A 21,473-nucleotide genomic window follows, 5' to 3' on the forward strand; every position below is an offset into this window, starting at 1 on the left:
TGTTGTTTTTTGGTGACGGTTCAGCGCGTCAGTAGGTGACAGAGATGGTGACGGTGTCGGCATAGTTGTCGGGGGTATAGTTCGCGCTGGGAACAGTGGCGTAAACCGGATAAGCGGTGGTTGAACCCGTGCCGGTTCCTGCCACGTTATTGAGGGATGTATTGCCCCACACTGTACCGGATGGCCCCGGTGTCGAGCTAAGCAGATAGGGTACCTTATCGTTGTTCGCACCCGTACCGGCCATAATGCCACTGCCTGTTGTATTGCCGTTGGAGGGCGTTAACCCAATGGTATAAGGGGTACTCGTGGAGCATGCCACGCCGAGGGAGCCTGTCGCGGTAGCATTACGCTGGCTCGCCTTAACCGGATCAAAGGCAATGTTGTTGGCATAGCTGATATTGCATTGTTTCGTGACTACGGCCGATACGTTGAAAGGCAACCTGGCGGCAACGGTATCGCCGCAGGTGGTAGGTGGGAAAAGTAGTCCTGGATTGAGGGTGACCAGGGCGGTTGCTGACGTATAGCTATCCTGATAGTTGCCGGGGACTGCGGCGGTTTGTGGGGTGGCAATCTTCGCGAATACCGTTAACGTGCCTGTTACCGGCGTCAGATTCAGCAGATTAAGCTGCACCATCGGGAAGGTGGTTCCCGACTGATACTGGCTCCCCCAGATTTTGCTGTATCCGGTGTCCTGGTAGAGTTGATAGTTTAGCGTTCTGGCCGGTGTACCGCTTAATGACATAGTGCGCGGGGTAACCTGCCCGCTGACGTTTGACGCGCCAATATTAAAGCAGAGATTGATCCCTGCAAGCACATCGCCAAGTTCCTTTGCGCAGCTATAGGCAAACGTCATTGTTGATGTCGCGCCATTCGTCGACAACGGGTTTACGGAGCCAAAATTGACTGGCTGAACATTGCTTACCGAACAGGTAACTGCATAGCTTATTCCGGGAAATCCGGGTAAAACGACCATGAGTAGCCAATGTCTTAACCTCAAGAAAATTCTCCTGTTCTTTTTACCGGCATACCAGTGGTCCTATCTGCACAATGCCTTTTGCTGAAGGAGGGTAGTCAAACTGCACGTTGCAACTGCCGGTTTCAGTATCGACGCGCAGACGATTATGTTGTTCCAGCGTGTCGAACCAGGTCATACCGTCAAATCCGACGACAGACGACTGACCCGAACCGGTGGTAGCGTTCGCCATGCTGCCCTCAGGAATCGCCTTACCCTGAACATCCACCAGGATGACTTGTGCGGCGCGAACGGGAGTTATGCCAAAACTGACAAGTGTTCCGGAACGATCCGCTGGTGTTGCGTTAGCCTCAACGCGTGAGATCCGCATATTGGCGGGAAGATCCATCGGGTCGATACTGATCTGATTACTTTGGTAGCTGTTCAACGATGTAACTAACAACAGACCCTGATCATCGCTGTGCCCGACAAGATTATTTTGCAGTTTGACAGGGACGTCAGGAACGCCGTCTGTTGATACCACAGCAAAACCATTATTGATTTCACGGGCAGCAAACAGGCCGCCGCCCATCGTGACCAGAGAACCGGTCACCCCCGCATATCCATAGTGGTTGTCCGGTAAACGACTAAAGCCGGTATATGCTTTCCCATAACGTCCCAGATATCCCACCTCACCCTGGCCGCTTTGGCGGGATGCCTGTTGGTTGGCGGCAATATTCCATCCCCATCCACCGTCGGCAGGCGGTGTCTGACTGGCATTTAGCTGATAGCCGGTTTCATTATTGGTGTGTTGTATGGTGCTACTGGCACTCAGGTTATTGCCGGTGGTGACTGTCACCATCAGATAGATGCTGCGATCGCGGTCATCATCAATGTTCTGATTGAAGCCTGCATTGAGGGAGACATTATCGGTGACAGATTTGTACCAACTGGCGTTGGCGTAACGCACTGCCGTTTCGTGCGGATAGCGAAACTGCAGGTAGCTGAGGCTGACATTCCCGGCAGACGCCATTGAATAACCAATAACCGTGTTGCTGGTCAGCGTCGGCGGCGGCTCGCCATAATGGGTGGCAACGTCCCGATAATCGCCGGAGGTAGCGGTGGTAGTGGTGCTGAAATTAAATTTATCCGCAGACCAGCGATAACCCACGCTGTACAAAAAACCATTTTTCCCTGAGTCGGCGCTGGCTGCCAGTGCGGTGGACAGCGTTCCGCTGCGGCTACCGGGGATCCAGTCATTACTGAAACCCGCATTAATAAGCCCATCACTTGTTTCTGCATGGACGCCAGCGGTGAACGTATTGCTGATCCCCCGACGCCAGGTACCGCTGAGTACAGGGACGCTGGCATAACCAAATGAGGAGTAACCGTAATTCTCCCGGACTGCGCCCAGCTCAGCTGACCAGGATGTTAGCCCTGCCCGCAGGAGTTGTTGATCGTTATAAAAAGAGAAGTTTTGTACCGTTGTTCTGCCCAGCGCGTCTGTCATCATCACTTGACCGGTACCCGCGCCACTGATGTTTGGCATGGTGTTTATCTGAAAACTCCCGGCCGGAACTTCTCCGTTGTAGTACCTGACTCCGTTGACGTACAGCTCAACGTTCGAGGGGACGGTTGCGGAGCCGAGGTAGGCTGGGAGTGGGGTGGTTGGCATATAGGGTTGCAGACCAAAATCGGTCCCAATCTGGATACCGCCGATGTGGGTAGGTCGGGACCAGGCGAGTGAGCTTGTCAGGGTATCGCCAACGGTGAGCGCCAGCATGTCCTGCGGAAACGAGGAACGCCAGCTGGTATCCAGCCGGTTAAAAGTGTTGTTCGCATTTGCAACAGTAGAATATTGCGTAAGCTGGGTTGTACTTAATACCCCTAAGCTGTTGAAAGCACGCAGTTCGCTAAAGGTGTTAAAACTGCTTTCATCCCCCTGTTGCGCATAGACGTCATAATTGAGTAACGCCCCACGCGATGATGATGCCATCGGTGCGTTCTCTGCAGGGGAGTTAAGCTGAGTGGTGGCAAGATCAAGTACGTTCAATGGTGCCGTAAGCGCCAGGGTTTGCTGCTGAACGTTGTAGTCAATATTTAACTGGTCGATGTCGTTCAGGTTAACAGGCCCGGAGGTTTCCTGTGGTATGCGAAAACCTAGCTGGCGCAGGGTCTGTGCGCCAGCGTAGAGTTTTCCATTATCATAGCCAAGGTGAACCAGCCCAACGGGGTTACCATTTAACGTTACATCAAGATATAAATCGGCACCCACAAGTGGAGTTGCGTCACTAATAACGCCATTTTTAGTCTGGTTATTATTAAGCGCTTGTGCGGAAACCATGGCAGATATTAATGCTCCGTTGAGTAAGCAAAATTTCAGCAGAAAGCATGACCAGTCAGAGATCTTGTACTGTTTTTTGGCCATTTACTGTTACTTCAACTTTACCGCCATTATGGGTATCACTGGCGGACGGGGATAATATCCACCGCATAGTTGAGCCTGGAAGAACATAACCTAGCAGTCCTGACGTAATGACTTTTTTGGTACCGTTATGATTAATAAAAGTTGCAGCAGATAATTGTGCATGTCCGTTTCCCTGATTACTGACTTCAAGGAATTTTTTGCCATCCAGTAGTTGTAACTTCCATTGAAGTTTTGCTTCGGTTTCAGCCTGTGTGGCTGGCTGAATAAAAACGGGCACGGAATAATGCAGGACAAATTGCAGCTTATTTTTTTGTAATTTTGTGGGCGGTAATTCATCGATGGATAACCGGTAAGCATCTTCTGCCTGGGTTGATGGCGGAGCGGTGCGAATAACGCGAATCAACTGACGTTCACCCGGTGCTAATGCCAGCATCGGTGGACTTATAACAAGTCCCTGGGAGGGGGATAACCTGTCGCCGTAAGCGCTCTGACTCCAGCGAAAAACCCGGACCTGGGCATTGAGCACGCTATCACCCGCGTTGCTTAACCAGATCCCATCGGCGTTTTGCGTTGCCTGCAGCGTTAACGTAACAGGTGCTATCTGAAGTCCGCTTGCCGTGGCGGTGTTTATGCTCATAGCTAACCCTAGCAGGCACGTGCAGGCGCACTGCTGAAGAGGCAGTTTAAATATCATTTGTCTTCCTGAGGTTAATAGTTAACGTTAACCGTTACGGTGTCGGCATAGTCGTCAGGAGTGAAGTTGGCGCTTGGTGCTGTGGCATAAACGGTGAAGTTTTGCCCCTGTCCGGTTCCGATTGAGGCAACACCATTTCCCACAGACGTTGTGGTTGCAGTATTCCCCCAGACCGGGCCAGTTGCTGATGTTTGATTCAACTGATAAGGCACTTTATCTGAGTTCGTCGCTGCGTTAGCAACAGAGGACATAGCACCTGCACCTGTTGTATTACCGCCATTGCCTGCTGAAGGTGACAGACCAATAAAATAAGGGGTAGTTTTGGAGCAGTTAATGGAAATTGTGTTACTGGCGCTGGTATTTGTCGCAGTGGTATTAACTGGCCCAAGAGTAATATTTGAAGATGAACCGGTAGTGACGGTACAGGCCTTTTGAATAGTCATAAGCACCTGAAATGTGCCATTCGCGGTCGCGGCATTTGCTGCTGAAGGAATGGAAAAGGCGGTGCAAAAAAGAATTAAGCGTGCGCTTATGACTGGAGCCATATTCTTTACCTTTTTCAAATAACCACATTTTTTGCTTTAAAAAAGCAATAATGTGATACAGGAAGCCATGATTAAACCCTAGGATAAGTATTAGTCTTGTGCCAGTTCAGCTAATGAATTTTACTTAGGAAAAAGGTGATGAGGTCGACAAAAAAATAATACCAATGCGTGAGTATATTGAAGCTCTTTATATACTACCGTGGACCTCAGACAAGGCATTGTCTGAGGTGTTTATATTCACGGATTCCCTGGTTTTTATCTATAAATTAAGCCGTTGCAACAAATGATACGAAGCAATTAAGTACGCGGCTGACTTCCCGGTTTTTCAACCAGATCATCACAGTGTTTACATTACCAATCTCTGGCGTAATGCTGTGCCAACGTATTGGGAAATTGCCTTCATACTGCCTGACGATGCTCTCCGGCAAAAGTGCAATTCCCATCCCAGCGCTAACGCAGCCGAGAATAGCCTGAAATGAGCCAAACTCCAGAGGGTCAGCATAATCTACATTCTGCAGTCGCAGCCATTGCCCTAATCTGGCGCGATAATTACACCCCTTCACAAAGACCAGTGGCCTTGTCACCTTAAGGTCAGATCCTGTAGTAACGTCCTGGTGCTCTGCTGCGGTCACCAGTACAAGCGTTTCCTGACATAAAACCTGCGATTGCAGCCTCGAATTCTCAGCATGTAAGCCATGGTGGTCAGCAACGAAAGCAATATCCAGCTCGCTATTGAGGATCTGTTGTACCAGCACTTCTGTTGAAGACGTCTTTAAATTCAGCTCAACGGAAGGCATTTCCCGGTGAAAATTTGCCAGTAAGGATGGGAGACGTACGGCTGCTGTGGTTTCCATTGCGCCTATGCGTAAAGGACCTGCCGCTTTTGTCCCCTGCATGGACAGCTCCGCTTCATCTAAAAGTGCCAGAATTTTGTTGGCATATCGCAGAAGAAGCTCACCCTCAGGTGTGATATGGAGACGGTTTTTCTCACGTATAAACAACGAGACATCAAGGCTTGACTCCAGCTGCTTAAGACGGGTTGTAACATTGGAGGAAACGCAGTGGAGATTGCGGGCTGCTGCTGATATCGAGCCTGTTTCAGCGACGGTTTTAAACAAGTTAAGGGAGGTACTGTTCATAGGGACTATCACTCAAAGTGAACGCATTTGTCATTTATATTAACTTTTTATTATCATTTTATCACGTAAGATAACAATTAAGTTTGGTTAGCATATTGAGTCCAAAAAATGGATCTTGAGCACAGCGTTGCTGGTCATCGTCAAGTGAGTACAGCTGTATTCGGCATGATCGTACTAACATTAGGAATGGGAATAGGGCGTTTTTTATATACACCTATGCTTCCGGTCATGCTGCATGAGGGTATTTTCACATTTTCGCAGTTGTCACTGATTGCCAGCGCAAACTATGCGGGATACCTGGTCGGAAGCCTTCTTTTCTCGTTCGGTATATTTAACGGGGCGAATCATCTCAGGGGAATGTTACTGGCAGCTGCGCTCGCCACCGGAATACTTATTTATTTCATGGCCATTGTGACGTCGCCTGAGATCGTTTTATGCATCAGATTTATGGCTGGAGTGGCGAGTGCGGGCATGATGATATTTGGATCAATGCTTATCCTGCAGCATACCCACAATCCCTTTGTCATCGCCTCCTTGTTTGCCGGTGTCGGAGCAGGCATTTTTATTGGTAACGAATATGTTATTGCCGGTGTTGCTTACGCGGCAAACTCAAAATTTTTATGGTCAGGTGCTGCGTTTATATCTGCAATGTTATTCGTAGTATTGATTATTTTGCTACCAAAAAATAAAAACATTATCGCACCCGAAAAAATGATCGCTACGTCAGTGCCTGATATTCAATGGTGGAATTTGGCACTATTGTATGGACTGGCCGGTTTTGGTTACATCATTGTGGCTACATATTTACCGTTAATGGCGCAAGGGATGGGAAATGACTTTCTGGCAAATCATATATGGTCGATTGTTGGTCTTGCGGTTATCCCCGGGTGTTACGGTTGGTTATGGGCTGCCCGTCAGTGGAATATCTTGCCTTGCCTGACTGTTAACTTAATTATGCAGGCGAGTTGTGTCGTATTGGCATCATTCATAAATTCTCCCTGGCTATTGACCTTAAGTTGTATTGGCTTTGGTGCAACATTTATGGGAACAAGTTCCCTGGTCATGCCACTGGCGAAAAAGATTAAAGCACCAGGTAAGATAAACATGCTGGGGCTGGTTACGCTTACCTACGGCATCGGGCAAGTCGCCGGACCGTTAATGGTGAGTGCGCTTCAGGCCAGCAAAAATGGGATGACGCTATCGATTCTTTTGGGCGCAGGTTCATTATTTGCCGCAGCAGGAATTAGCTATTTCCAGCACGAAAAAGTTAAATGCTTAGATAGTTTTAGTAAAAAATGAAACAGAGTGTTTGCTAATAAATAGCATTGCCATGTTGGTGTTCGCTATTAAATAATGTAGCCGAAATTGGTTATAGTTACTTATATAATTCACAGGAGTTAACATGCCTTACGTAAATATAAAGATCACGAAAGAAGGTGCTACAGATAAACAAAAGAAAATGTTGATGGAAGGGGTTACCCAATTGTTGGTCGATGTGCTCAATAAAAATCCAAGTACAACTATTGTCGTTATTGATGAGGTTGACACAGATAACTGGGGTATTGGCGGCGTGCCCGTGACAGAACTCCGTAAAATCAGTAAGTAACATGTTGGCTGGTAGTGAGGAGCGCAAACTCTTCACTTCTGATGTTACACATGACTTAACAATGGATATTTTGCAATTACCAATAAAATAAACCGGAGGTTGCGTATCACTCCCTCCGGTTAAAATCTATTTCTGACGAGATTCAAGCCATACCAGGGCCAGCGTAGACAACGAGCACATCAGCACAATGCTGACGGACCAAAATAAATACCACATGATACAGACCTCCTAGTAAAGTTCATGATGGTGGCGGCGGAGAGTTTCTGAATTAATTCGCCCCAACATCTTGTAATAACTCCACAAGGTGTAGAGCAGGACGATCGGCAGAAAAATCAACACAATAATCAGCATAATACTGAGCGTCATTTGACTGGAGGTGCTATCCCACACCGTCAGACTGGAAAGTGGGTGCGTGCTTGATGGCATCACAAACGGAAACAGAGTTATTCCGGCAGTGAAGATCACACTGGCCTGGGTCAGTGAAGAAAACAGGAATCCCCAGACAATCCGACGGTGGGTGCAGGCATAGAGTGTGAGCATCGGAAAAAGCATGCCAAGCAGCGGAATAATCAGCAGAAGCGGCGTATGCATGAAGTTATTCATCCAGGCACCAGGTAATATCGTCACGGCCTTTAGCAGTGGGTTGGAAGGGCCATTAGCATTTTGGCTGAGCAGTACAAAGCCATTAATACCCGCCCATAGCCAGTATCCGGCTAACAGGAAACAGAGCACTACCAGCATTGCGCTGCGGCTGGTGGCAGACAGCGCCCGTTGGCGAATAATGCCATCGGTCTTCAGCTGCAACCACACGCTCCCTTGCAGGATCACCAGCATCAGACTTAATGCGCCGCACAGCAGAGCAAAGGGCGAGAGTAACTGCCAGAAGGAGCCAAAGTATTCCACATGAAGCTGCGACGTAAAGGCAAATGGAACCCCGAGGAACAGATTGCCGAACGCAACGCCGAAGATAACAGGGGGCACCAGACTCCCTATAACCAATCCGGTGTCCCACAAGGCGCGCCAGCGACTATTAACAATCTTACCGCGATAGTCAAAGGCCAACGGACGAAAGAAGAGAGCACACAGCACCAGAATCATCGCTACGTAAAACCCCGAAAACGCGGCGGCATAGACACGTGGCCAGGCGGCGAATAATGCACCGCCTGCCAGAATGAGCCACACCTGGTTACCTTCCCAGTGCGCACCGACGCTATTGATCAACACCCGACGTTCGTCATCGTTACGTGCGATCAGTGGTAACAGGCATCCCACTCCCATATCAAATCCGTCAGTGACCATAAATGCTACCAGAATGATGCCTATCAGCAGCCACCAAATGAGCCGTAACGTTTCATAATCCAACATGATTGTCTCCTTTATCCCTGTTGTTGCATCGGTTGTTGATTCTGCATCGCACTCGGCCCAAGACGTGCGTACTTCTGCATCAGATAGACTTCAGCAATTAAAAACAGGGTGTAAAGCGTAAGGATCAGTCCCATAGAGAAGGCCAGTTGACCTGCGGTCAGGGCTGAATGAGCGTACCAGGTCGGTAGAATGTCCTGAATCGCCCACGGTTGTCGGCCAAACTCGGTCATAAACCAGCCTGCTTCAATGGCGATCCACGGTAACGGCAGGCTCCAGAGCGTCATACGCAGCACCCAGCGATGTTGGTCGATGCGCATGCGTAAGGTCTGTATCAGTGCAATCGCCATTACCAGCAGCAGAGCGGAGCCGCATCCCACCATGATGCGAAAACTCCAGAATACAGGTGCTACCTGCGGTATTGCGCCGCGTTGCGCCGCCTGATATTGATCTGGTGTGACATTGTTCATGTTGGGGGCAAAATTCGCCAGCAGGATGCCGTAACCCAAATCATTTTCTACGCGGTGGAAAGCGCTGAGCACCTGAGGTGTGCGGTCCCCATTGGCAATTTTCTGCATCAGCAGCCACGCAACCCGGCCACGTTGCAATCGGGGTAACGTCTCCGCCATCAGATTCTTCAACCCTGGAACCGGCGTATCTAACGAGTGGGTAGCCAGAATGCCAAGCAGTGCAGGTATCTTCACGGCAAAGGCATTACGCTCTTGTTCCTGTTGTGGCCAGGCGATCACATGAAATGGGGCAGGCGCAGGTTCGGTTTGCCACTCGCCTTCCATTGCTGCCAGTTTTACCGGCTGGAGCCGGGCAACCTCATAGGCAGAGCTGTCACCCAGTTGCAGAGCGCCGAGGATAGCCAGTGTGCCGAATACTGAGCTAACCGCGAAGGAGCGAAGGGCAAACTCGCGATTGCGACCACGCAACAGATACCAGGCGCTGATAGACATAACAAACATAGCGCCAGTTACATAACCGGACATCACGGTATGCACAAATTTCACCTGGCTGACGGGGTTGAAGACCAGATCGCTAAAGCTGCTCATCTCCATGCGGAGTGTATCTATATTGAAGTGCGCGCCTGTCGGGTATTGCATCCAGCCGTTGGCATTGAGGATCCACAGCGCCGAGATATTGGAGCCAAACGCGACCAGCCAGGTCACCAGCAGGTGCTGATATTTGGTTAAGCGATGCCAGCCGAAAAAGAACAATCCCACGAAAGTGGATTCAAGAAAGAAGGCCAGCAGGGCCTCCATCGCCAGCGGGGCACCGAAAATATCGCCCACATAGTTGGAATAGAGTGACCAGTTAGTGCCGAACTGAAACTCCATGGTCAGGCCGGTCGCCACTCCCAAAGCAAAGTTAATGCCGAATAACTTACCCCAGAAACGCGTCATATCGCGGTAGATTGTTTTGCCCGTCACCACGTAGAGGGTTTCCATGATGGCCAGTAAAAAGATCAACCCCAGTGTCAGGGGGACAAACAGGAAATGATAAAGCGCGGTCAGAGCAAATTGCCAGCGCGATAAGTCAATGACATCCCACATGCGAACTCCTGTAGGCAATAATCAGATGAATGGAAATAATGGGAAAGACAAACTGCGTCAGACCAGCAACAGAAAATGCAACTGGCCCAGGTAACGGACCTTAAAAATGTGGAGGTCCTTCCAGCCAGCCGCAGACTTCGTTCAGGCGCTGGAGTGAGTCGAGCAGATCTTCCGGCGCGGCCTGCACCAGTTCAGGCAACGGACAGATTTCGTAACTATCGAGCAGGATCCCCTTGAGAGTATCCAGACAGCGGACATGCCAGACATGGCGTAATGCCGTGGCATCGATTTGGCTTTCACCGTAACCAACAGTGCGGATCTGGATGTGGCCCTGGCCGCATAAGCGTGTGAGGAACAGACGGTCAGCGTCGCTAATCGGGAGTTGGGTGAGATTGATACTGTGGGGTTGCGTTGCCGGGTTGCGAACGTGTGCCAGTAATTCCTGGGCCAGCGTCAGGCCGTTCATCAACCCGTCGACTGGCGGTGGCAGCAGGGTATCGTCCGGCAATGTATTCAGTGTTGCCGCCTGCCACAGCACCAGAGGGGCGCTACCCGCTTCCAGTCGCTCTTCCCATTGCTGATTGCTGGACTGGCGACGTATCCGCCAGATACCACAGAAAATTGACTCCTGGATCTCGCTCTCGCTGCCGTCTGCATGCTGAATACGTGCTGAAACTTCTCCTTCACCCAGCAATGTATTGAGAAACGTGAGATCGTCTGCATTTAGTGCGGATAAATCCCACCCGAGGACTTCCTCTTTGGCAGGGATGCGCCGGGTGAGTTGTTTGCGCAGTTCGGCTAACAATGCCATCACCGTCGGGCTATGCTGGCAGCTTTCCAGCGCCGCCATGCTGGGGGCGCTGTTTACCTGGCAGGTGAGAGGCAATGGATTCATAGTAAAACTGTCATCGTCTGGTTGTGTCCCCGGCCCCAGCAGATGGAAAAAAGAATCGCTCATTTTTCTGACTCCGCAGGAACGTGTTCTTCAACCAGTGGGCGCATCAGGGAAAGCAGATCGGCCCATGGGTGGATGCCGCTGAGGATGCCGCGTAGTTCCCCGCGGGTAAACACCAGGGTGGCAGGGAAACGAAATACGCCGAAACGATCGCCAATTGCTTCACTTTGTTCCAGGTCAGCCATGGCTATGTGCCAGTCAAACAGGGGAAACTCACGGAGTAATTCGGCCATCATCACCGGGTTATCGCTGACTTCCGGTGTGCGGCGGGGATCGCTACTGAGCAGTACGACGCCATAACTAACACGTTCTATCCAGGTGTCCAGTTCAGACGCGTTCAGCGGCTGCCAGCCACGGGCCAGCATCCGTTGCCATAGCGCAGAAAACGGGTTGTCATTCAACACTTCTTTTGTTCCTCCAGCGTCATCCGGTACTGGCGGATGCGTATACCTTCATAGTTTTCCATCGACAGGCATTCATAGTTAAGGCAACGCGCTTCTTCGTTTGCTTCTGGCACAATGCCCCATGCAGCCAGTTGCCTAAGTGAGGCTTGCTCCGCAGCCAGTAGCTGAGCGCGCGCGATGTCGGTCAGACTCCCACCATATTCGTCCAGTTGTGCCGGTTGCAGCCCGACCAAAGCAATGTGCGAGGGCAGATGACCGCGAATATCAGCCAGGGCAAGCACCTCGGAAAAGCTGTTCTGGTGCAGGCTCATCTTTTTTGCGCTGAGGTAACTGGGAACTTTTTCACCGGCGTAGGTTTGCAGGGTGCCTGGTGCGAGCCCGTAGTCGATGGCGTCAAGCAGCAACAAATGGCTGGCACTCTCAACGTAACCCAGAAGGTTCAATCCCTGAGTGCCACCGTCAACGATCTCCACGTATTCCGGCCAGTGGTAATGGGCGTACAGGCGTTCAGCGACACGAATGCCAAATCCTTCGTCTGCCCACAACAAGTTGCCCAGGCCCATCACAATGACGTTTGGCTCACTCATGACGCCTCCTTGTCGTGCTGACGTCGGGGAAATTTGTGGCTACGGTAGCCGTTGATCATGGTTGAGATGACGGTATCGTCAGACATGATGTCCTCGCGGATTGCCATATACACATGTCCGGTGATGAAGGCAGCAATGAGCCACATTCCTAACCGGTGCCAGCTGTGAATGTCGATAGAGTTACCACCAGCCCAGTAGAAAAATGCCGTCACATAGTGGAAGGGGGTAAAGATGGCGTACTGGCTATGCTCGCTGTATAGGGCAAAACCGGTGAGGATCATAAAAACCGATAACAGGAAGTAACCGAACATCGCTGCCTGTGCGACAGGGTTATGTCCGATATCATCCCCCGGTTTTTTTTCCAGAAACAGATACCAGCGCACCACCGAAAATGCCCCCAGCCACCAACTGCGGCGCCAGACCGGTACCACAAACAGTTCTCGTGAATAACGGTTACCCACGAAGGCCCAGTAGATGCGCCCCAGCAGTATCACCGTGAACAGCATCGCGGCAGCGAAATGCACCAACCGAATGTCTCCCATATAGAACAGATAGGTGGCCTCACCACTGACGGAGGGTAAAGGGCGGCCAATAAAGTATCCCGTCACCATCAAAACCAACATGCAGCCCACCGTAAGCCAGTGCCACAAGCGCACAGGTGCTTCGAACACATAGTGGCTGACGGCGGTGTCACGCGCCTCCCCGACGCGTTTGGGTGTCGTTCCAGTCATCGTTCCTTTCCTTAACGCTTAGCGTACCTGGACTGAGATGAGTTCGCTGCCGTCGTCGCCGAGTACGTGGGTTGAACAAGCCAGACAGGGATCGAAACTGTGCAAAGTTCGCAGGATCTCCAGTGGTTGATCCGGGATTGCCATCCGGGTTCCCATCAATGCCGCTTCGTAGGCACCAATTTGTCCTTTGGGGTCGCGCGGACTGGCATTCCAGGTTGTCGGAACCACACACTGATACAGATCGATCTTATGATCGCGAATCGACGCCCAGTGCCCTAATGCTCCGCGAGGCGCTTCGGTAAAACCGATACCGCGACAGTGTTGCGGCCAACTTGCAGGTTCCCACTTATCGGTATTGGCAGTAGCCAGATTGCCGTTTTTCAGGTTGGTCATCAGTTTGTCGAAGAAGTATTGCAGTTTACTCACGGCCCACTGTGCTTCATGTGCGCGACACAGGATGCGACCCAGCGTTGACTGAATACCCGATAATGGCAGGTTGAGCGCGGACATCATTCGATCTACTGATTCAATCGTGGCGGCATCTCCTTTGTGGTAGGCAATCAGCGTGCGCGCTAACGGTCCAACTTCCATGGCGTGGCCACGCCAGCGAGGCGCTTTGATCCAGGAGTAGCGTTCTTGCTCGTTGAGTTGCTGGATATGAATATCACTGCCTTTGACGTCGCCCGGGTTATACCAGGGCTCTGTGATACCTTCGAACGGATGGCGGCCCAGTTGATCGTCAGGGTAACGATACCAGGCGTGATCTACGAATTCCTGAATCTGTTGCTGATCGGCCAGATCTACTGGCATCACGTTTTTAAAATCGCCATTAATGACAGCGCCACCAGGCATCAGCAGACTCTTCTGGCTGAAGTCGTTAGCGATGTCCGGGAAAGCGCCGTAGCTCAATACGCATTTATCAGACAGTCCGGTACCAATTTGACTCCACGCCTTATTGAACTGGCCGATGGCCAGTGCGTCAGGGACCATCACATTGTTGATGAAGTCGGCTGTGCGGGTGATGATCGACTGAACCAGGTTGAGACGTTCCATATCGACAGCGCCTACCGCGCCGCTCTGATCGATGTTGATAGCGCATGGCATGCCGCCGACAATCCAGTTAGGATGGGGATTCTTACCGCCAAACACGGTATGGATTTTGATAATCTCGCGCTGAAAATCGAGGGCTTCCAGATAGTGGGCAAAACCCATCAGGTTGGCCTCCGGCGACAGTTTGTACTGAGGGTGTCCCCAATAACCGTTACGGAAGATCCCCAACTGACCACCTTCGACAAATTTCTTCAGACGGTTTTGTACGTCAAAGAAGTAGCCAGGTGATGACATCGGCCACGAAGAGAGACTCTGTGCCAGTTGTGATGTTGCGCGCGGATCGGCTTTCAGGGCGTTCAGGACGTCAATCCAGTCCATTCCGGCTAACTGATAAAAGTGCACCAGGTGGTCATGGCACCACAGTGTGGCCAGCATGATGTTACGAATGATGTTGGCGTTATCGGGCACTTTGATGCCAATGGCATCTTCAATGGCATAGACCGATGCAAGCGCATGTACGCCGGTACATACTCCGCAAATACGTTCGACAAACGCCCAGGCGTCACGCGGGTCGCGTCCCTGAAGAATAATCTCCAGGCCCCGAAACATGGTGCCGCAGGAAACTGCATTAGTAATGATGTTTTGCTCATCAATGTTTACCTCGCATCGCATGTGTCCTTCGATACGGGTAATTGGGTCTACAACCAGACGACGACCGGCATTATTTACTGTATATCCCTGGGTTTGATACTGGTTACTCATGCCTGTTTGTCCTCTTTGTCTGACTGCTGTTGTCCGGCTTCTGCTAATTGCTGTTTATGTCGGTTGTGTTGATTCACGGCGCTGGCGACAGCATGCACGCCCACACTTGCGGCTACGACACCGAGGGCGGTGAGACCCACGGTATCGGCGGTAGAGTGAGTACCCATCTGTGGAATATCGACCACACGGCTATAGAACGAACCGCGATCCCAGAAACCGTTCTCTGAACATCCCAGACAACCGTGACCAGACTGGATCGGGAAGGAGACACCACCATTCCAGCGGGTGGTAGAACAGGCGTTATAGGTGGTTGGCCCTTTACAGCCCATTTTGTACAGGCAGTATCCTTTACGGGCGGCGTCATCATCCCAACTCTCGACGAACTCACCGGCATCAAAATGCGCGCGGCGGTAACATTTGTCGTGAATGCGCTGGCCATAAAACATGAGTGGGCGTCCCAGACGATCCAGGTCAGGCAGACGATCAAAGGTCACCATATAAGTAATGATGGCGCTCATGACATCCGGGATGGGGGGGCAACCGGGGACCTTGACGATCGGTTTGTCGGTGATCACTTTATCGATAGGTGTCGCCTGGGTTGGATTAGGCCGGGCCGCCTGAACGCAGCCCCAGGACGCGCAGGTTCCCCAGGCGATAATCGCGCTGGCTCCCGCCGCGGCTCTCTTTAATTTCTCGATAAATGGGCGTCCGCCGCTGATGCAGAACATGCCTTGCTCACCCAGAGGAGGGTTACCTTCTACTGCCAATATATATCTGCCGTGGTAGCGGTTGAGGATGTCATCAAATACCTCTTCGGCCTGCGTACCGGCGGCGGCCATCAGGGTGTCGTCATAATCGAGGGAAATCAGTGAGAGGATGACATCTTTGGCGAGAGGGTGAGAGGAGCGGATAAACGATTCGGTGCAGCAGGTACATTCCAGGCCATGGATCCAGACAACCGGAATTCTGGGTTTATTCTCCAGTGCCCAGGCTATTTTCGGCGTCATTCCGGCACCGAGACCCAGCGATGTGGCTGCAAGGCTACAATATTTGAGAAAACTGCGTCGGCTTACTCCCTTACGACGCATGGCTTGATAAAAAGTCTCCTCGTTATTCATATTCATAACGCGCGTTTCTTCTCCTTTCTGCACCGCACTCCACCAGTGGCATACGGTGCATTTGCGAACCCGCCGACGTTCTACTGACAAGGAAAATTATCGCATTGCACACCACATGTGCAGCGCGATTGCACTCCATCCTGTACTGGCAAACGCCGCCAGAGATAATGTGAAAAAAGAGTATCCGATCAGCGGTAAGAAACAATGCAATGGGTGTGGTTATATCTTATTGCGATATATTCGTGCCTGTTTTCTACTTTGCGGTCATGAAAGTGGTGCAAACAAGCTAACCGTAGAAAACATAACCGGATCCATCGGGGCAAAAGCGATAAGTGGTAATAGCGGAGATGGGCTGGCAAGTCTCAAAGAAATCCACGCAAGTGCGTGGATTTTTAAAACTGTAATACGACGTTTGTACACAAGGTCCAATGTAGCGCTCCACTTTTTCTATGTGTGGATGCGCTTCTCCTTTTTACCTGATATGCAGTTTTCAGGAAAATATTACTGATACCACCTGTTATCGCTCAGTGATGAGATGTTTTCGTTATTATTTTTAGTAAGTTTAAAAAAATATTATCATAAAATTTAGAATGTTCATTTTATGGATAGATAATATTTAATGTGGCGGATGTATTTATTTTACCCTGGGTAATGTTTTCTTTATCCCATGCGTAATAGTATACTGTCATTGGAATTGAAAAATTATCGCTTATAGAGTGTCCAGCCGTAACATTATAAAGCAGCGTTGCCATACCCCTGCTGGTGTTTGAGGTGGAAATCATAACTGGTGTTTGCGGTTTACTCTGTAGAGTCAAACGCAATCCAATGCCTTTTATTCCAGATGCGCTGTTGTCCACGAGTACTGAATTATCAGAGGAGTGTAACGTATTGCTTGACAAAAACATTTCGATTGCCCGGTCTGAAGTGCCAGCTATGCTTATATCCTGACATCGCATATTCAATATAAAAGGTGTTAATCCGGGCTGGTTTGAAGAGTTAATCTGGTTTACTCCCAGGGTAGGGAGACTGACCGTCAACCCAGCATTAATAAATGAACAAGTAGTTTGTTTCGGTGAGTATTTAATTATCATGGGTTGACCAAACATGTCGCGCGTATCATATGGCCACCTGAAACCGTTGAATAGCCATGTGAATATTTTTTGTACCTGATTTAATGGCCATAATATGATTTCTGAAAAGGACAATCCACTAAGATCACTCACAAACAAAACATCATAAAGTTTCACTGTTTCTCCTGTGATAGCCATTCCTCCCTGGTTTACCAGCGAAAATCGTACGTTGAAACGGGTATTCAACTCTGAAGCAGAGTGCAATCCATTCGATTTCAAAGTAACTGTTGAATGAGTACTCGTTATTTCTGCAAGTATCATGTGTTTATTATTATTGAATCCAAGAATGGTTGCGTATTTTATGTTATTTGAGAGTATCGGAGTATACGCAAAATCACTATTATATGTTGTACAGTTAAAAGTGCCAGCATACTGAGTAGTGAACCTCCCCGTCCATTCTGGCGTAGCCGTGCTTAGTTTGTCTGATAAATCGACATTTATGGGGGCGGCATAGCTTATACCATTACCGGAGCAGGTTGCGTAGCTAGTGCTGCTGACAAAAGCGAACAACATGAGAAGGAGCCACTTCATTATTATTGATCCTGTTTTTATTTACAAATAGCAGTAGGTGAATTCAAACTGAATACGGGATATGTTATGTCACAGTAACTATCACGCATCCTGACTCTCAGGCGTTTTGGTGGATGTTCTGCACGCAAATAAAGCATGCTTGCCTGGCCGACATAACCAACAGAGATATTCTCTTCATTAAAGACTTCAGTACCGAAAGGTAGGGGAGAAGCATCAGACCGTGTTGCGTGAAGTTCCCATGTTTGACGCTTATCTGTTTCAAAATATAGATAATTAATTGCACCATCGTATGGTGCGCTATTTGCCATATTTCCTATTATTTCTGCTCCTGAATGGGTGTCTGTTTCTGCTAACGTAATTGAATTTTTGCGATAAGGTGTAGCATAAGGTACAAGTGCCAGGCCCTTATTGTTTGTAATGATGCTTTCATCACCATTTATCATTAACCCAGAGGCTGCAGGTGCTTCTACGATAGTCATCGTATTGCTTATTTCATTAGAGGTGAGAATACTCCATGGGAACGCTACAATGCTTCCTCGACTGCTCATACCTGACTGCCGAAAATTCGTTGATTTGCTGTATGATGTCCCCAGGGTAGAATAGTTGGACCTGTATGTGGCATTAAGACTCGCCATATTATCACCATTATTTGAGTGGCTTTCGGACAGGGAATAAGTTAACCGGTTAGAAGCCATTGCTGTCCCGCTTATACTAATGTTGCTTTGTTCATAATGTGTATCACTGGCAGAAACACTGGAACTTATCCAGGCTGTCTCTTCAAATAATGAAAATGGCAAACTTAATGAAGCATACATACGTGTTTCTTCTTTTCCTTGAATATCCCTTACGCGGCTGGAAGAGATGGAATAGCTGGTTTTTCCCACCGAATTTGAATATCCCATTTGATATTCGAGTTTTTTTTGTCCTGAATCCCAGTAATCGCTCTGTGTACCCGATAAAAATATAGTCCCCCATGAGTCAGTCAAACTCTGGTTTAAGTTGAGCGTAAATGTATTTTTAGGACGTGTAGTGTATGTTGCCTCTTTAGTATTAAAAGGCATATCTGTTGCATTATAAATATTATCCGCATAGTCTTCATGGCTTATTTTAAGAAGATGATAACTCTCATGTGAATAAAGTGCATCGTTGAAACTATAATATCCTTTAGTTGAATAATGATAAGCCGCCACAGTAAAGTTTGTGGCAGTGGAATCGATAAATTTGCTGTAGGATATCCTGTAGCTTTGCCCACTATTTGTAGCATTCTCTAGCTTAGTGTTTGCGTGGGTAACATCTATTGAAACTGCGCCGAAAGGAAGGTTCCAGCCAGAACCGAACAAACTTGCCTGGTAGTTATCACTAATGATCGCCCCGGTGTAACCCGTAATTAGGTTATTGATGCCATAACTGAAAGTCCCCTGAACAAAAGAGGGAGTGGTATCAATAGTGGTCTGGTTAACTTGCCCTGCGATAATACCGTATTGAGTTACCCCTGCTTTTAGCATGCCAGGCACAGATGAAAAAGGCACGGTGAAAGATTGCTCTGTCCCATCGGCTTCACGAATGACCACCAGGAGATCTCCTGCGGAACCTGTTGGCTGAATACTGTCCAGGCAAAATTGGCCCGGTGGTACATTCTCCTGGTAAATGATATTGCCGCTTTGGATTACTTTAACGAGAGCGTTTGTCTGTGCGATACCATGTATCACTGGAGAAAAACCTTGTTGAGAATTAGGCCGCATTTTCATCTCAGAATTAATTGAAAACCCTCGGATCCTAAGGGAGTCAAAGAGATCTCCGGGTGTATAGAAATCACCGAAAGTCAGATTTGATTTCAGTCCGGCAATGGGTTTGCGAAAGTAACGGGTATTATTTTCCCACTGGCCTTCGTTACTGGTGCGCTTACTCCATGTGCTGTTATCACGAAATTGCCAACCGAGCAGATTAACCCCGGAATTAAGACCAGCGTAGAAATCATCATTGTTGACTTTTGGGGGTGTTTTAGTTTGCGTGTTGTAGTAGGTCATGTTGTATGAAAGTGTTATTGCAGAGATACCTTCATCCCAAAATTGTGGGGCAACATAGCCTTCTTCTGTACGAATTATCGCGGCCTGAGGAACAGTAAGTTTTACACTTAACGAACCTGGATCCGTTTCAATACGTCCTCCCTGTACCAAATCATGCAATTGCACCTGAGCGGATTCAGTTGCAGGTGTAGGGATATTTTGAGTATTAATTCCTAGTAGTTGTGAATCTTTCCAGCCGAGACGGATATCATCTCGTTCTTTTCCGTATATGACATCATAGCAGCCTTTCCAGTTACCATTTACGTAGATATTTAATGGATGTTTACCAACTGGCATTTCATTATTTTCATAAAAGCGAGAAAGATCAGACTTGCCAGATGCTCCAGCAAGTATAGAAGTATCGAAAGTCAGGGCGCTCGATCTGTACGAAAATAGAAGCGGACATATAACCAATAGATAAAACTTGTTTTGCGTAATTTGCATGATGAAACATTCCTATCACTGACTGGTGATAGTGTGGCGTTTATATGCCCCCAGGTCATCAACATACATAATCCAGTATTTTTGACCCGGGTTGATAGTTTTTGTTGTTAAGGTGATTTCATGTGCAAATGGCGAAATCATCAACGGCTCATTCAGTAATTTATCTTTTTGAATATTTTCAATATTAGCGATAGTAATATTAAAAGGACTTTCATTAATGATACGTAGCTGCTTATGTTCTGCGATAAATTTTAGCCTGGACAATGCACTATCCACAGAACCATTTAAAGCGGCAGGGCGATAAAATAGTTTGATACGAGTCTTGATAGCAAGTTGTATTGTATTCTGACCATGTAAATTTTCAGGGGTCGGTGGAATATCCAGTACATTGAGAAAGAAAACGGATTCACGATCTGTCGGCAGATTCGCCGGTATCTTTTTGATGCGAAGATGTTGACCATTATTAGGGTTAACCTTTATTACTGGGGGGGAAAGCAGAAAGGGAACATTTGCAGTTTCTGGGGTTGATTTTATGTTCCCATCATCAATCCATGATTGAACTAAAGAAGGAGCATCGCCATTATTAATTAATTGAACGATAACTTCTTTACTCTTTTCAGGATAAAGAATTCGCGTGCCATTGATCACTATATTAGCATGTGTATTGCTAATGCTTAGAAAAAACACAGTCAGTAAAGTTGCTTTAAGCATGATTATAACCTTTAATTCAGACTCTGCTTTTGCAGAGTCTGAATGGGTGAGACTTACAGGTATGAAATGGTATAAGTAACGTTCGAACTTAATGCCCCCACAGTGGCGGCAGTGGTATTTGTCTTATAGTAGTAAACATCCAGAGTGAGTGTCTCTTCGTCAGATAATTTTGCGGCTTCTGTAATCGAGGTTGTATATGGTTGGTTTAGAATAATTGGTGCGGTAGCACCCGGCTCTACAAGTGAGAAGCCAACATTACGTGCAACGCTTGGGTCGTTTTCGTTGACGGAGTTATTTAATAAATATTTCCCATCAGTTGAAATATTATCAGCAGAAAAGAAATTAATTTTCAAAAAATGGATGCCTGAGGTACTAACTGCTGGTGTACAATCAGAGAATGTCATTGAAAATGACTTTTTATTTTTGTTGATAAGGCCTACAGTATTTCCTGCTTCCGTAATTGTAATAGGAGAGAGCGCTACAGTAAAGTCAGCACTTTTACCTCCATTAATTGTACAAGTTGTATCTGTAATAGCACCACTAAAGTTGATAACGCCACCAGCAGTATCGTCGGCAGCAATCGTACTTGCTGAAGTGGTAACTGCTGCAAATGCAGATACGATCATGACCTTTTTAATCATAATAAACTCCGTTTGATTGATATCAAATAATATGGGTATGTAGCGGGGGAGTTGATTC

Annotated in this window: 21 protein-coding genes; 3 read left to right on the top strand and 18 right to left on the bottom strand. The window is 48.4% G+C overall.

The annotated features are described in order from the left end of the window. Positions 1–28: 28 nt before the first annotated feature. The 5 genes from OGY01_RS06095 to OGY01_RS06115 all read right to left on the bottom strand — a co-directional run bounded on the left by OGY01_RS06095 (position 29) and on the right by OGY01_RS06115 (position 5,758). Positions 29–997, bottom strand: a complete 969-nt coding sequence (locus OGY01_RS06095; protein ID WP_200011046.1) for a Csu type fimbrial protein — start codon at positions 995–997, stop codon at positions 29–31. A gap of 19 nt (positions 998–1,016) precedes the next feature. After that, on the bottom strand, positions 1,017–3,296 hold the full coding sequence (locus tag OGY01_RS06100) for a fimbria/pilus outer membrane usher protein (RefSeq protein ID WP_286492822.1): 2,280 nt from the start codon (positions 3,294–3,296) through the stop codon (positions 1,017–1,019). Between the two features lie 55 nt (positions 3,297–3,351). Continuing rightward, complete coding sequence (locus OGY01_RS06105; RefSeq protein WP_048221338.1) at positions 3,352–4,074, bottom strand: fimbrial biogenesis chaperone; 723 nt, start codon at positions 4,072–4,074, stop codon at positions 3,352–3,354. 14 nt (positions 4,075–4,088) lie between these two features. Beyond that, positions 4,089–4,619 carry a Csu type fimbrial protein gene (locus OGY01_RS06110; RefSeq protein ID WP_045443808.1) on the bottom strand — a complete coding sequence of 177 codons (531 nt, stop codon included), beginning with the start codon at positions 4,617–4,619 and terminating at the stop codon, positions 4,089–4,091. A 266-nt stretch (positions 4,620–4,885) separates the two neighbouring features. Next, entirely contained in the window at positions 4,886–5,758 is an 873-nt protein-coding gene (locus tag OGY01_RS06115) for a LysR substrate-binding domain-containing protein (protein ID WP_045443805.1), read from the bottom strand. A 108-nt stretch (positions 5,759–5,866) separates the two neighbouring features. Here OGY01_RS06115 and OGY01_RS06120 point away from each other — a divergent pair, with 108 nt between their 5' ends. Together OGY01_RS06120 and OGY01_RS06125 are read left to right on the top strand one after the other, a co-directional pair. After that, a complete protein-coding gene (locus OGY01_RS06120) occupies positions 5,867–7,057 on the top strand; it encodes an MFS transporter (protein ID WP_045443802.1) in 1,191 nt (396 codons plus the stop codon). A gap of 103 nt (positions 7,058–7,160) precedes the next feature. Then, positions 7,161–7,364, top strand: a complete 204-nt coding sequence (locus tag OGY01_RS06125; protein ID WP_045443799.1) for a 2-hydroxymuconate tautomerase family protein — start codon at positions 7,161–7,163, stop codon at positions 7,362–7,364. Positions 7,365–7,490: 126 nt separating this feature from the next. Here OGY01_RS06125 and cbdX read toward each other — a convergent pair whose 3' ends face one another. From cbdX to hyaA, 9 genes are all read right to left on the bottom strand, one after another. Continuing rightward, the gene (gene cbdX, locus OGY01_RS06130; RefSeq protein ID WP_286492646.1) at positions 7,491–7,580 is read right to left on the bottom strand and encodes a cytochrome bd-II oxidase subunit CbdX; all 90 of its coding nucleotides are present in this window, start codon (positions 7,578–7,580) and stop codon (positions 7,491–7,493) included. Positions 7,581–7,592: 12 nt separating this feature from the next. Beyond that, positions 7,593–8,729, bottom strand: coding sequence for a cytochrome d ubiquinol oxidase subunit II (appB, locus tag OGY01_RS06135; protein WP_286492647.1), 1,137 nt, complete (start codon positions 8,727–8,729; stop codon positions 7,593–7,595). A gap of 11 nt (positions 8,730–8,740) precedes the next feature. Beyond that, entirely contained in the window at positions 8,741–10,285 is a 1,545-nt protein-coding gene (appC, locus tag OGY01_RS06140) for a cytochrome bd-II oxidase subunit 1 (RefSeq protein WP_286492648.1), read from the bottom strand. A gap of 100 nt (positions 10,286–10,385) precedes the next feature. Continuing rightward, on the bottom strand, positions 10,386–11,243 hold the full coding sequence (locus OGY01_RS06145) for a hydrogenase expression/formation protein (protein WP_048221342.1): 858 nt from the start codon (positions 11,241–11,243) through the stop codon (positions 10,386–10,388). Further along, positions 11,240–11,644, bottom strand: coding sequence for a hydrogenase-1 operon protein HyaE (gene hyaE / locus OGY01_RS06150; RefSeq protein WP_286492649.1), 405 nt, complete (start codon positions 11,642–11,644; stop codon positions 11,240–11,242). Before hyaE ends, OGY01_RS06145 begins: the two co-directional genes overlap by 4 nt. Next, on the bottom strand, positions 11,638–12,231 hold the full coding sequence (gene hyaD, locus OGY01_RS06155; RefSeq protein WP_286492650.1) for a hydrogenase 1 maturation protease: 594 nt from the start codon (positions 12,229–12,231) through the stop codon (positions 11,638–11,640). The genes hyaE and hyaD overlap by 7 nt, the downstream gene beginning before the upstream one ends. Continuing rightward, the gene (gene hyaC / locus OGY01_RS06160; protein WP_286492651.1) at positions 12,228–12,962 is read right to left on the bottom strand and encodes a Ni/Fe-hydrogenase b-type cytochrome subunit; all 735 of its coding nucleotides are present in this window, start codon (positions 12,960–12,962) and stop codon (positions 12,228–12,230) included. The genes hyaD and hyaC overlap by 4 nt, the downstream gene beginning before the upstream one ends. Positions 12,963–12,980: 18 nt before the next feature. Next, positions 12,981–14,774 (bottom strand): Ni/Fe-hydrogenase large subunit, encoded by a 1,794-nt coding sequence (hyaB, locus tag OGY01_RS06165; RefSeq protein ID WP_225760992.1) that lies wholly within the window; start codon positions 14,772–14,774, stop codon positions 12,981–12,983. After that, positions 14,771–15,892 (bottom strand): hydrogenase 1 small subunit, encoded by a 1,122-nt coding sequence (hyaA, locus tag OGY01_RS06170; RefSeq protein WP_045449661.1) that lies wholly within the window; start codon positions 15,890–15,892, stop codon positions 14,771–14,773. The genes hyaB and hyaA overlap by 4 nt, the downstream gene beginning before the upstream one ends. Positions 15,893–16,007: 115 nt before the next feature. On the opposite strand from hyaA, the gene OGY01_RS06175 reads away from it, so the two are divergent. Further along, positions 16,008–16,400, top strand: a complete 393-nt coding sequence (locus tag OGY01_RS06175; RefSeq protein ID WP_286492653.1) for a hypothetical protein — start codon at positions 16,008–16,010, stop codon at positions 16,398–16,400. A 91-nt stretch (positions 16,401–16,491) separates the two neighbouring features. Here OGY01_RS06175 and OGY01_RS06180 read toward each other — a convergent pair whose 3' ends face one another. Genes OGY01_RS06180 through OGY01_RS06195 form a run of 4 tightly spaced genes read right to left on the bottom strand, consistent with a single transcriptional unit; the run spans position 16,492 to position 21,415 of the window. Then, the gene (locus OGY01_RS06180) at positions 16,492–17,556 is read right to left on the bottom strand and encodes a fimbrial protein (protein WP_286492823.1); all 1,065 of its coding nucleotides are present in this window, start codon (positions 17,554–17,556) and stop codon (positions 16,492–16,494) included. 14 nt (positions 17,557–17,570) lie between these two features. Continuing rightward, positions 17,571–20,063, bottom strand: coding sequence for a fimbria/pilus outer membrane usher protein (locus tag OGY01_RS06185; RefSeq protein ID WP_286492655.1), 2,493 nt, complete (start codon positions 20,061–20,063; stop codon positions 17,571–17,573). A 15-nt stretch (positions 20,064–20,078) separates the two neighbouring features. Continuing rightward, on the bottom strand, positions 20,079–20,774 hold the full coding sequence (locus OGY01_RS06190; RefSeq protein ID WP_045443760.1) for a fimbrial biogenesis chaperone: 696 nt from the start codon (positions 20,772–20,774) through the stop codon (positions 20,079–20,081). Positions 20,775–20,827: 53 nt separating this feature from the next. Continuing rightward, positions 20,828–21,415: a fimbrial protein gene (locus OGY01_RS06195; RefSeq protein ID WP_045443757.1), complete on the bottom strand. Its 588-nt coding sequence runs from the start codon at positions 21,413–21,415 to the stop codon at positions 20,828–20,830. Positions 21,416–21,473: the final 58 nt, after the last annotated feature.

Origin of the sequence: Citrobacter sp. Cm038 (assembly GCF_030333105.1) — a bacterium.
Classification (GTDB): domain Bacteria; phylum Pseudomonadota; class Gammaproteobacteria; order Enterobacterales; family Enterobacteriaceae; genus Citrobacter; species Citrobacter murliniae.

Bases quoted from the DNA above. Each gene is read 5' to 3' on its own strand.
- OGY01_RS06100 (WP_286492822.1), bottom strand. From the start codon at position 3,296: ATGGTTTCCGCACAAGCGCTTAATAATAACCAGACTAAAAATGGCGTT.
- OGY01_RS06105 (WP_048221338.1), bottom strand. From the start codon at position 4,074: ATGATATTTAAACTGCCTCTTCAGCAGTGCGCCTGCACGTGCCTGCTA.
- OGY01_RS06110 (WP_045443808.1), bottom strand. From the start codon at position 4,619: ATGGCTCCAGTCATAAGCGCACGCTTAATTCTTTTTTGCACCGCCTTT.
- OGY01_RS06115 (WP_045443805.1), bottom strand. From the start codon at position 5,758: ATGAACAGTACCTCCCTTAACTTGTTTAAAACCGTCGCTGAAACAGGC.
- OGY01_RS06120 (WP_045443802.1), top strand. From the start codon at position 5,867: ATGGATCTTGAGCACAGCGTTGCTGGTCATCGTCAAGTGAGTACAGCT.
- OGY01_RS06125 (WP_045443799.1), top strand. From the start codon at position 7,161: ATGCCTTACGTAAATATAAAGATCACGAAAGAAGGTGCTACAGATAAA.
- cbdX (WP_286492646.1), bottom strand. From the start codon at position 7,580: ATGTGGTATTTATTTTGGTCCGTCAGCATTGTGCTGATGTGCTCGTTG.
- appB (WP_286492647.1), bottom strand. From the start codon at position 8,729: ATGTTGGATTATGAAACGTTACGGCTCATTTGGTGGCTGCTGATAGGC.
- appC (WP_286492648.1), bottom strand. From the start codon at position 10,285: ATGTGGGATGTCATTGACTTATCGCGCTGGCAATTTGCTCTGACCGCG.
- OGY01_RS06145 (WP_048221342.1), bottom strand. From the start codon at position 11,243: ATGAGCGATTCTTTTTTCCATCTGCTGGGGCCGGGGACACAACCAGAC.
- hyaD (WP_286492650.1), bottom strand. From the start codon at position 12,231: ATGAGTGAGCCAAACGTCATTGTGATGGGCCTGGGCAACTTGTTGTGG.
- hyaC (WP_286492651.1), bottom strand. From the start codon at position 12,962: ATGACTGGAACGACACCCAAACGCGTCGGGGAGGCGCGTGACACCGCC.
- hyaB (WP_225760992.1), bottom strand. From the start codon at position 14,774: ATGAGTAACCAGTATCAAACCCAGGGATATACAGTAAATAATGCCGGT.
- hyaA (WP_045449661.1), bottom strand. From the start codon at position 15,892: ATGAATAACGAGGAGACTTTTTATCAAGCCATGCGTCGTAAGGGAGTA.
- OGY01_RS06175 (WP_286492653.1), top strand. From the start codon at position 16,008: ATGTGCAGCGCGATTGCACTCCATCCTGTACTGGCAAACGCCGCCAGA.
- OGY01_RS06185 (WP_286492655.1), bottom strand. From the start codon at position 20,063: ATGCAAATTACGCAAAACAAGTTTTATCTATTGGTTATATGTCCGCTT.
- OGY01_RS06190 (WP_045443760.1), bottom strand. From the start codon at position 20,774: ATGCTTAAAGCAACTTTACTGACTGTGTTTTTTCTAAGCATTAGCAAT.
- OGY01_RS06195 (WP_045443757.1), bottom strand. From the start codon at position 21,415: ATGATTAAAAAGGTCATGATCGTATCTGCATTTGCAGCAGTTACCACT.